The organism is Parvimonas sp. D2 (assembly GCF_035282635.1).
Classification (GTDB): Bacteria; Bacillota; Clostridia; order Tissierellales; family Peptoniphilaceae; genus Parvimonas.
The window spans coordinates 111,313-123,054 of the sequence record NZ_JAYKBO010000001.1; the positions used below are offsets into that span (position 1 = coordinate 111,313).

Here is an 11,742-nt window from a genome sequence, read left to right on the forward strand (position 1 = left end):
CCTATAAATTCTTAAAGTATAAACATTCGGAATTTATTATGCAATTTTTACAATCTGGTTTTCTTGATTTACATAATCTTCTTCCATGAAAAATAAATAAATGATGTGCTTTATTCCATGTATTTTTCTTTAGCTTCTTCATTAATGCAAATTCAGAATCTAAAACATTACCTTCATTTATAATTCCTATTCTATTTGTAACTCTAAACACATGAGTATCTACAGCAAGAGAAGGAATACCAAAAGCACAAGATCTAACTACATTTGCAGTTTTTCTTCCAACTCCTGGTAATGAAGTTAATGATTCCATATCACTTGGAACTATAGAATTATATTTTTCAACTAAAATTCTACAAGTTTCTAAAATATTTTTACTTTTTGAATTATAAAAACCACAACTATGTATATATTTAGACAAACCATCAACATCTAAAGTTAAAAATTCTTCTGGAGTCTTAAAATCCTTGAATAATTTTTCAGTAACCTTATTAACTCTTACATCAGTACATTGAGCAGATAAAATAGTTGCTATCAGCAGCTCGAAACTGTTAGAAAAATTAAGTTCTGGTTTTGCATCAGGATATAATTTTTCTAATTTTTCCATTACAATGTTTATTTTTTCCTTAGATAAACATTTCAAAACATTCACTCCAATATCTTATTATTTAATAGCTATAGTTTTTTTGTAAAAAGTGTAAAACTATAACTATTATACCATAATTTTTTTTAAAATACGCTAATTCTTAAAAATATTTCTAAAAGTTTTATAAATTTATGTATTTTTTATCATAAAAAGTATTTAATACATTAATTAGTGCTATTTTAGTTTGATAAAAATTTAAACCACCTTGATAATACACATTATAAGGTTCTCTTAGAGGTCCATCTGCACTCAATTCAATACTTGAACCATCTATAAAGCTTCCTGAAGCCATAATAACTTTATCAGAATATCCTGGCATATCCCATGGATAGGGAACAACGTGGCTATCTACACAACAAAATTCTTGTATAGCTCTGCAAAAATCTATAACTTTATTCTCATCATTTAAAGTAATTACTTGAATAATATCACTTCTTTTTTCATTATATTTAGGAATTGTTTTATATCCTAACTTTTCAAAAATATATGATACTAATATTGCACTTTTTACTGCTTCTAAAACTATATGAGGCGCAAAGTATAATCCTTGAATAATTGCTCTTGTAGTACCAAAACTTACACCTACATGCTTTCCAAGACCTGGAGAAGTAAGTCTATTCGAAATAGATTCTATAATATCATTGGAGTTTGAAACTATGTATCCTCCATTTAAAGTGATTCCTGCACCTAAATTTTTTAATAATGATCCTACAACTATGTCGGCGCCAACTTCTAGAGGTTCCTTTTTTTCAACAAATTCACAGTAGCAATTATCAATCATTATAATAATATCTGGAAACTTTGATTTTATTTTATTAATAACTGTTTTTAATTCACTAATTGAAATACATCTTCTACTACTATAACCAGGAGATCTTTGAATAGCTAATAATTTAGTCTTTGAATTGATTTTAGATAATACAGTTTCTACATCAATTTCATTATTTACTAAATCAACTTTATCATACTTTATTCCATAATCAAGTAGTGTTCCCTTTTCATCTCCACTAATACCTATAACCTTTAAAAGTGTGTCATAAGGAGTTCCAGTTATATAAATAAACTCGTCTCCTGGTAATAAATTACCTTGCAATGCTAAAGATATTGCATGAGTTCCACATGTTATTTCTTGCCTTACTATAGCATCTTTTGCTTTAAAGATGTCGCAATATATCCTTTCTAATTTCTCTCTTCCAAAGTCACCGTATCCATATCCTGTTGTCCAAGAAAAATCAGTAGCAGATAATTTTTGCTTTTTAAATGCATTTAAAACTTTTAATTGATTATATTCTTCTATTTCTTTTAAAGTTTCAAATTCTATTTCTATTTCCTTAGAACATTTGTTTACAAAATTAATAATTTTAGAATCAAAATTAAAATCAGTATCTAAATATTTTTCCAATTTATAATTCTCCTTTAGTTAAAAAATCTTTTACTAATTTTTTAGATTTAAATAGAACTTCATCATATCCATTTTCAACATCAATCCAATGTATATTTTCATTCCTATTAAACCAAGTAAATTGTCTTTTAGCGTATTTTCTTGAATTTTGTTTTATATTATCAATACAAGATTCCAGAGTAATTTCTCTCTTAAAATATGGAATAAACTCTTTGTATCCAATAGCAGTAAATGGTTGTGAATACTCGCCATATTTTTTATATAGACTTGATGCTTCTTCAACAAGTCCATTATTAATCATTATATCGACTCTAGAATTTATTTTATCATATAATATTTTTCTATCTAAAGTTAATCCTATTATTAAGTAATCATACTTACAATTATTATTTTCATAATCTTTGCATTGTTTGGAAAATTCTTTTTTTGTATTTACACAAACTTCTATTGCTCTAATTACTCTTTTTATATTGTTTTTATGAATTTTTTCTCTACTTGAATAGTCTAGATATAATAATAAATCATAAAGCAAAATTGCCCCATTTTTTTCGTAAAATTCTGTAATTTGTTCTCTTAGATTATTCGATTCTTCAGATTCAGTAAATTTAAAATCATATAATATAGAATTTACATAAAGTCCTGTTCCTCCTACAAAAATCGGAATGTTATTATGAGAATAAATTTCTTCAATATATTTCTCTGCCATATTTTTATATTCAGAAACATTAAATTTTTGATTTCCATCTAAAATATCAATCATATAATGATTAATTCCACTAACTTCCTCTTCTGTTATCTTAGCAGTTCCTATATTAAATTCTTTATAAATTTGCATAGAATCACAAGATATAATCTCTCCTGAAAAATCTTTTGCTATATCAACGCTTAATTTTGTTTTTCCAACAGATGTAGGGCCAACAATAAATATTATTTTTTTCTTCATTTTTATTCCTTAAAAAATAATTTATCAAAATCTTCTTTAGATATTTTTCTTAATATTTTTTTGTCATAGAAATTTATATCTAGATTTATTTTAGATAACTGTGACAATAATTCTTCTATCTCAAAATCCGTTAAACTTAAATTTATTCGTTTTTTAGAAACCATTTTGTATAATGAGTCCTCAAACACTCTATTATCTTTAAATAACAGTTCATCAATCATTTCTCTAATATCTTCTTTATCTAAATTATCATTTAATAAATTAGGCATTGTCCTTATTGCTATAGAATTTTCATCAAAAATATCAGCTTCTATACCTAAATTTTTCAACTTATCTTTAATAGTATTAAACACACTCAATTTATATTCATTTAATTCCAAAATTATAGGAAATAAAAGTATCTGTTTTGTAATAGTACAATTATTGTAATTATCCAATAAATTTTCATACAACAGTCTATATTTAGCATTTAGTATATCTATAATTATAAACTCATCCTTATCGGACAATAAAATATATTTTGAAAAAATTTTACCTATAATTTCATAATCTAAAATATTTTTTGAAGTTTCAGTATTATCATCAAGTTTTATTTGTTCCAATACTGGAGTATTTTCTACTTTTTCGTCCTCAACAATATAATTTTCAATATTATCTTCTTCATTTATCGTTTTTATATCATCTTTATTTACTTTAAATAAATCATCATAAGAAAACTTATTTACAATATTTTGTGTATTATAATCATCATCATAAATTATAGTTTCAATAATATCTTCTTCTGAAGATTGTTCGTTATTAATCTTTTCTTCGTTGTATAAGATTTTTTCTTTTTGTACTTCCTTTACAGATATAAAATCACTTGTAGTATTTTTTAGAACAATGTCAGTAATGTTATTATTAAGTAAATTTAGTAACTTGTCTTCAAAAATAAATTTAATCTTTCTTTTATTTGGATGAACATTTATATCTATTAAGCTGGGATTTACTTCGATAAACATTACAAATGCAGGAAACTTTCCTTTTGGTATTAATGTAGCAATTGATTTTTCTATTATATTTCTAATCTTTTCATCAAAAATATATCTTCCATTAACAAATAAAAATTGTGATGCTCTACTACCTTTATAAAAGTGATTATTTGAAATATATCCATAAATCTTATAATCTGAGTCCTCAATATTTACAGAAATTAAATTCTTATAAAAATCATCTTTAAAAATATATTTTATATTATCTTTTAAAGTATTTTTTTCACTTGTTTCGAATACAACTTTCGAATCTTTTATATATTTAAAAGATATTTTTTGATTAGCCAATGCAAAAGAGTACATCAACGTTGTTATGATTGAGTTTTCATATGCATCTGATTTTAAAAATTTCTTTCTAATAGGAACATTGTAAAATAAATCTCTAATGTAAATTGTTGTTCCTAAATTCATCCCTATCTTATTTTTTCTAATAATCTTATTATTTTCAAGATAACAGTGAATTCCGAATTCACTGTTCTTTGTTCTTGTATTAATGTCAACTTTTGAAATTGCAGATATACTAGCTAATGCCTCTCCTCTAAATCCATAAGAAAGAATAGAATATATATCTTCAAAATTATTTAATTTAGATGTAGCGTGTTTGGTAAATGCCAACTCTATATCATCTTCTTCAATTCCACAGCCGTTATCAGAAATCATAATTTCTTTTTTACCGGCATTTTTAATTTCAACCTTAATAAATGTTGCACCTGAATCTATTGAATTTTCAACCAACTCTTTTATTACAGAATAAGGATTTTCTATAACTTCTCCTGCTGCAATTTTTTGAATTGTATCTTCTGACAATAATTTTATAGACATATAAATCTCCTATCTATTCATTATCACTTTTAGATATATTTATTAAATCATTTAATATACCAAAAGCTTCCATTGGGCTTATTTTTTCAATATTTATACTATTTAAATTAGTAATTATTTTATCATTGACCTTAGTTTTTATTACATTTGAACTATCAATAATATCTTTTTCTATTTCAATTTCCTTATTTTCAATGCTATCTAAAATAATTTTTGAACGATTTATAACTTCCATAGGAAGTCCTGCAAGTTTTGCAACTGCTATCCCATAACTCTTATTAGCTCCTCCATCCATTATCTTTCTTAAAAAGACTATTTCATCATTTTCTTTATCTTCAATAACTTGAATATGTTTATTTTTTATGCAAGCAAAAGTATGTTCTAAGTCAATTAATTCGTGATAATGTGTAGCAAACAATGTTTTCGATTTTATATTTTTTGTAATATACTCAAGAATTGCCCAAGCGAGACTTAATCCATCAAAAGTTGAAGTTCCTCTTCCAACCTCATCAAGTATAAGTAAACTATTTTTAGTAGCATATCTTAAAATATTATTAACTTCTTTCATTTCTACCATAAAGGTACTTTCTCCTTTATATAGATTATCTGAAGCTCCAATACGAGTAAATATCTTATCTACTATCGAAATATTTGCACTATCAGCAGGTACGAATGAACCAATCTGAGCTAATATAACTATGAGAGCTATCTGTCTTATATAAGTTGATTTTCCACTCATATTAGGTCCTGTTATAATCTGAATTAAATTATCACTTTGCCCAATATTTGTATCATTAGGGATAAATTCATTTATTGAACTTAAAAAGCTTTCTATAACAGGATGTCTACCATTTTTTATATCTATTATCCCTTCTGAATTTAAAGTCGGTTTACAATAATTATTTTTAAATGCAACTATTGATAAAGAAAATATAGAATCTATGAATGAAATTATATCTGATAATTTTTGTAATGTTTTAATATTCATTTTTATTGTATTTCTTATTGAAATAAATAATTCATATTCTTTTTCTATAATATCACTTTCAGATCCGAATATCATATTTTCAATAGTTAGAAGCTCATTTGTTTTATACCTATTTGCATTAGTTAAAGTTTGTTTTAATTCAAAATATTCAGGAACTAAGTTTTGATATGATTTTGTAACTTCAAAAAAATAACCTGTTTTCTTATTAAATATTAATCTTAAATTTTTAATTCCGGTAATATTTCTTTGATCAACTTCATATTTAATTAACTTTTGTTTTCCAACTATTTTATTATTTCTTATTAAATCAAGTTCTTCATCATAACCAATCTTTATCAAATTTCCTTCTTTCAATAAAATTCCTACGTCTTCAAGAATAGCTGAATTTATAAGATTATAGATATATTCGGTATCAGGAATATTTAAAGCTATATTAGAAAATAAAGTATTACTATCTAAAAATAATCTTTTAATCTTTGGAACAGCTGATAAAGAATTTTTTAAATGAATTAAATCTCTTGCATTACAATTTCCAAAAGAAATTTTTGAATTTATTCTTTCTATATCAGAAATACTTGCTAATAGTTCTTCTAATTCATTTCTTAAATTAGAGTTTGAAACTAAATCTTCAACCAACGATTGTCTTTTTTGAATTTTTTCTATTTCTAGAAGAGGTTGATCTAACCATTTATTAAGCAATCTAAAACCCATAGGAGTTTTAGTATAATTTATAACTGATAATAAAGATCCATTTATGTCATTACTAAAATTATTTTTTTTAAGTTCCAAATTAATTCTTGAATTAGCATCAATCCTTAGATAATCGCTTAATTTATATAAATTAACTTTTTTAAAATCATTCAATTTAACATTAAATCTGCAAACATATTTATAAAAGTTATCTATTGAAAAAAGTAATATTTTATTACTAAGATTATTAGAATAAAATTCTTCATTATTCTCTCTTAAAGATTTAAAATCTTGATCTATATCTACTTTTGTATAAATAATTCCTAAATTTTTTAATAATTTAACAACACTTTTTTCTAATGATTTTAATATATTTGAATTTATTATAACTTCTGACGGAGTTGTACGAATTACTTCTTCCTCTAAAGCAGTAATTAAATTATCTCTGTTCATTTCAAAAATACTTGTACAGAATATTTCACTGGTTGAAATATCAGAATATGTGATACTTAAATTTGTAGAATCCATATAGATACTCATAATATAATTATTTTTATTAGTAGCTAATTCATCGAATTCATCAATAGTTCCCGGAGTTACTAGTTTAATAACTTCCCTCTTTACAATTCCTTTAGCAAGTTTTGGATCTTGAACTTGTTCACAAATAGCAACTTTAAAACCTTCAGAAACTAACTTATATAAATATTGATTTACAACATGATGTGGAATACCGCACATTGGTGCAGTTTTACCACTGCCACAATCCCTTTTAGTTAATGCTAGATCTAAAATTTTTGAAACTATTTTTGCGTCTTCAAAAAACATTTCATAAAAATCACCTAGTCTATAAAAAATAATACAATCATTATAATCAGATTTAACTTCTAGATATTGTTTCATCATTGGTGTAAAATCGCTCATAATTACTCCTTACTAAACTATCTCTCCTTCAAGTGCAAATGAATTATGTCCAGTTATTTTAACGTTAACTAACTGTCCAATATTTCTTTTTCCGCCTTTAAAATGTACTAATTTATATCCTCTTGTTCTACCTGTAAGAATATCTGGATTATTTTTACTAATTCCTTCAACTAATACTTCAAGAGTTTGTCCTAAACATTCTTTGTTTTTTTCATAAAAAATTTTATACATAGAATCTATTAGTCGCTGAAATCTTTCTTGTTTTACTTCGTGTGGTATTTGATTTTGCATTTCAGCAGCTTTTGTACCTTTTCTTATAGAATATAGAAAAGTAAATCCTTGGTCATATTTAACCTTTTCCACCATGCTTAATGTATCTTCAAAATCTTCTTCCGTTTCACCTGGAAATCCAACAATTATATCAGTAGAAAGAGTAATATTAGGTACTTTCTCTTTTAATTTTCTGATTAATTCCAAATAATGTTCTCTAGTATATACTCTATGCATATCCTTTAGTATCTTATTACTACCAGACTGGAATGGTAAATGAATATTTTCACAAACTTTATCCAAATTTGCTATGGCATCTATTAATTCATCAGAACAGTCTTTCGGATGGCTTGTCAAGAATCTAATCCTTTCAATTCCTTCTATCTCATTAACCATTTTTAATAATTCTGGAAATGTCACTTTAGGTCTTAAAGTTTTTCCATATGAATTAACATTTTGTCCTAATAATGTTATTTCTTTATATCCTTTTTTTGCCAATTCTTTTATTTCATTAATTATGCTTTCAGGGGTTCTACTAATTTCTTTTCCCCTAGCATAAGGAACTATACAAAAAGTGCAATAATTATTACAACCTGTCATTATATTTACATAAGCAATAAATGGATGTTCTCTATTTATAGGAGTTTCATCGTCAAGTATATCTTCTTCTTCAATATCTACGACAACTTCTCCTGTACTTCTATGTCTAGAAATAAGAGAAGGCAATCTTGAGATATTTTTCGTCCCAAAAATTATATCCACATGTTTATATTTTGAAATTATAGTAGCTCTTGCATCTCCTGTTTGCATCATACAACCACAAACAGCTATAATCATTTCAGGTTTCTTTCTTTTTAAATTTTTCAAAGCACCAAGTTGTCCATAAACTTTAAGTTCTGCATTTTCTCTGACTAAGCATGTATTATAAATAATAAAATCTGATTTTTCTAAATCATCTTCTTTTGTATACCCTAAAGTTTCTAATAAATATGATATTTTTTCTGAATCATGATGATTCATTTGACAACCATAAGTTATAATTGTATATTTTTTGCTCAAAAAATTCACCTCTATTTATATTTGTTTTTTAATGCATATTGTATCTTTCTCTCGTGTTCTTTTTCAAGCATACTGTCTCTCTTATCATAATTTTTTTTGCCACGAGCGAGTGCAATATCAAGTTTTATCCATCCATTCTTTATGTGAACATCTAAAGGAATTAATGAATATCCTTTTTCTTTTGTTTGTCCAATTAATTTATTAATTTCTCTTTTATTTAAAAGTAATTTTCTTTCTCTTGTGGGTTCTAAATTATATATATTTCCATGATCGTAAGGCGTTATATTCATTCCGAGAATAAAAACTTCTCCATTCTTAATTGAACAATAACTCTCCTTAATAGAAACTTTTCCTTGCCTAATACTTTTAACTTCAGTACCTGATAAAGAAATTCCAACTTCATAGATATCTTCTATAAAATAATCATGTCTTGCTTTTTTATTGCTCGCTATTGTTTTTATAGTCGTTTTATCTCTCATAATATCACCTATTTAAATAAAAATTTATTTCATTAGTTATTTCATTTACTTTTGCAACAATAACTTCTACTCCCATCCCTATATCAAATACATTTTTTCTTCTTCTACCAATAGCGGTTAATGTTTGTTCATCAAATTCATAGTAATCATCCATAATGTCCTCATACTTGACAAGTCCTTCAACAGTATTTTCTAATTGTACAAAAAGTCCAAATGAAGTAACTGAAACGATAATTCCTCTAAAAACTTGACCTATTTTATTTTTCATAAATTCGACTTTTTTGATATCTTCCAACTTTCTTTCTGCATCAATAGCTAATACTTCAGTATCATTTATATGATTAGAAGTTATATCTAAGTAGCTTATATAATTTTTAGGTATTTCAATGTTTGAATGTAAATAATTTTTTAAAGTTCTATGAACAGTTAAATCTGCATATCTTCTTATAGGAGAAGTAAAATGGCAATATAAAAATGTTGCTAATCCAAAATGTATATCAATATTTGGAGAATACCTAGCTTTAGTCATAGATCTTAAAATAGAATAGTTTATAAATTCTGATTGGTTTGTATCTTTAAATTGATCTATTATTTCACTTAAATACTTTGAAGTAATCATATCTATAGGTTTCATTTTTATATTTAAACGATTTAGATGATTTCTTAAGATTTCTAATTTATCTTCTTGTGGTTTAGAATGAATTCTATATATTATAGGGATATCACAATCTCCAAAATGCTTTCCTACTACTTCATTAGCACATATCATAAATGATTCAATTATCCTATTTGCTACTCCGTTTTCTTTTTTACTAATATTTTCTACTTTACCATCATTATCAAAAGTAATTGCAATTTCAGGAAAATTAAAGTCTATAGTTCCTCTATTTATTCTTTTATTAGTTAAAATTTCATCTAATTCTTTCATAACTAATAATTTTTCTTTTAAAGTTTCATCATTATAAAAATGCTTTTTACCTTCTAAAAAATTTGTAACATCATCATAAACTAATCTATAATTGCTATTTATAACGGATTCATAAAATTTATATTCTTTAACATTACCATTTTTTCCAATTATCATTTTTACAGTAATAGATAATTTATCAGTATTAGGATTTAAAGAACAAAGATTATTAGAAAGCACTTCAGGTAACATGGGAACAACATAATCAATTAAATATACACTATTACCTCTTTTATAAGCTTCTCTGTCCAACTTACTGTCTTTTTTTACATAATGAGATACATCTGCTATATGAACATATAGTATATAATCATTTCCTTTTTTATCTATAGAAATGGCATCATCAAAGTCCTTTGCGTCAGCTCCATCAATAGTAACCGTAAATAAATTTCTAAAATCTACTCTATTTTTAATTTCTTTTTTTATATCAATTTGTGTTAATTCTTCTAATTCTTTATTAATCTTATTTGAAAATTTATAAGGTATTTCCATATCTTTTAACAATGAAATAATTTGAGTATTTTTATTATTTTTATTTCCTATTACTTCAATAATAACTCCTTCAGGGTTACGCTTCTTATCAGGAAATTCAACTAATTTACACACAACCTTGTCATCAGTTTTTGCTCCGTTTTTGTCACCTTTTTTAATAAAAATATCATAATTACATTTAATATCATCAGGAACCACAAATCCAAAATTTTTATTTTCTGTAAAAGTACCAACAATTAAATTGTTATTTCTATTCAAGACATTTATAACTCTACCTTCAGCTTTCGAGTTTATTCCCTTTTCTTTTATTATTTCTATTTCAACATCATCATTATGATTAGCGTGATTTAATTCCTTTTTGGGAATAAAAACATCATCAATATCATCCTCAGAAATGAAAAATGCATTACCTTTTGTTGTAAAAGAAATTTTCCCTTTTAAGATTTCTTTTTTTTGATAAATACTATATTTATAATCAATTAATGATATTTTTCTGTTATTAACAAGAGAATCTAATAATTTAAAAAATTGTTTTAAATTATTAGATGAAATATTTAAAGCTACAGCTAGTTCTTCCTTTGTTAATGGAATATAATTCTTTTTTTTCATAAAATTTAATAATTGTTTTTCTAAATTCATTAAAATCTCCTTGTATGTAAAAAGTAAAAAAATATAAGGTCATACCTTATATTTAATTATAAATATTAAGCAAAACTATAAGCCGTGTTCTGTATTAGACAATCATCTATCTAGACAAATTGTTGCCAATTTGTTCAAGCAATCTACCTATGAACGTAGCGAGCAACTACAAAAGTTCAATCTTGATCTTGCACCGAATGGGGTTTACATAGCCATATAGTCTCCTATATGCTGGTAAGCTCTTACCTCACCTTTCCACCCTTACCATTATAAATGGCGGTATATCTCTGTTGCACTAGCCTTAGGGTCGCCCCCACTGGACGTTATCCAGCATCCTGCTCTGCGGTGCACGGACTTTCCTCGTGATTATATCACGCGATTGTCTGTTTTACTTAA

The 11,742-nt window shown here is 25.2% G+C and carries 8 protein-coding genes and 1 other RNA gene; all 9 read right to left on the reverse strand.

Features of this window, described 5'->3' with window-relative positions:
* Position 1: 1 nt before the first annotated feature.
* The 9 genes from nth to rnpB all read right to left on the reverse strand — a co-directional run bounded on the left by nth (position 2) and on the right by rnpB (position 11,741).
* Positions 2-640 (reverse strand): endonuclease III, encoded by a 639-nt coding sequence (gene nth, locus VJI77_RS00485; protein ID WP_293439756.1) that lies wholly within the window; start codon positions 638-640, stop codon positions 2-4.
* 124 nt (positions 641-764) lie between these two features.
* Positions 765-2,045 (reverse strand): methionine gamma-lyase family protein, encoded by a 1,281-nt coding sequence (locus VJI77_RS00490; protein WP_313960775.1) that lies wholly within the window; start codon positions 2,043-2,045, stop codon positions 765-767.
* Between the two features lies 1 nt (position 2,046).
* Positions 2,047-2,988, reverse strand: coding sequence for a tRNA (adenosine(37)-N6)-dimethylallyltransferase MiaA (miaA, locus tag VJI77_RS00495; RefSeq protein WP_323987873.1), 942 nt, complete (start codon positions 2,986-2,988; stop codon positions 2,047-2,049).
* Between the two features lie 2 nt (positions 2,989-2,990).
* Complete coding sequence (gene mutL / locus VJI77_RS00500) at positions 2,991-4,841, reverse strand: DNA mismatch repair endonuclease MutL (RefSeq protein WP_293439759.1); 1,851 nt, start codon at positions 4,839-4,841, stop codon at positions 2,991-2,993.
* Between the two features lie 13 nt (positions 4,842-4,854).
* Complete coding sequence (gene mutS / locus VJI77_RS00505; RefSeq protein ID WP_323987874.1) at positions 4,855-7,440, reverse strand: DNA mismatch repair protein MutS; 2,586 nt, start codon at positions 7,438-7,440, stop codon at positions 4,855-4,857.
* A gap of 12 nt (positions 7,441-7,452) precedes the next feature.
* A complete protein-coding gene (gene miaB, locus VJI77_RS00510) occupies positions 7,453-8,769 on the reverse strand; it encodes a tRNA (N6-isopentenyl adenosine(37)-C2)-methylthiotransferase MiaB (RefSeq protein WP_009448701.1) in 1,317 nt (438 codons plus the stop codon).
* Between the two features lie 11 nt (positions 8,770-8,780).
* A complete protein-coding gene (gene smpB, locus VJI77_RS00515; RefSeq protein ID WP_004833402.1) occupies positions 8,781-9,248 on the reverse strand; it encodes an SsrA-binding protein SmpB in 468 nt (155 codons plus the stop codon).
* Between the two features lie 4 nt (positions 9,249-9,252).
* On the reverse strand, positions 9,253-11,346 hold the full coding sequence (gene rnr / locus VJI77_RS00520; protein WP_323987875.1) for a ribonuclease R: 2,094 nt from the start codon (positions 11,344-11,346) through the stop codon (positions 9,253-9,255).
* A 62-nt stretch (positions 11,347-11,408) separates the two neighbouring features.
* An RNA gene (gene rnpB, locus VJI77_RS00525) (RNase P RNA component class A) lies at positions 11,409-11,741 on the reverse strand.
* Between the last annotated feature and the right edge of the window lies 1 nt (position 11,742).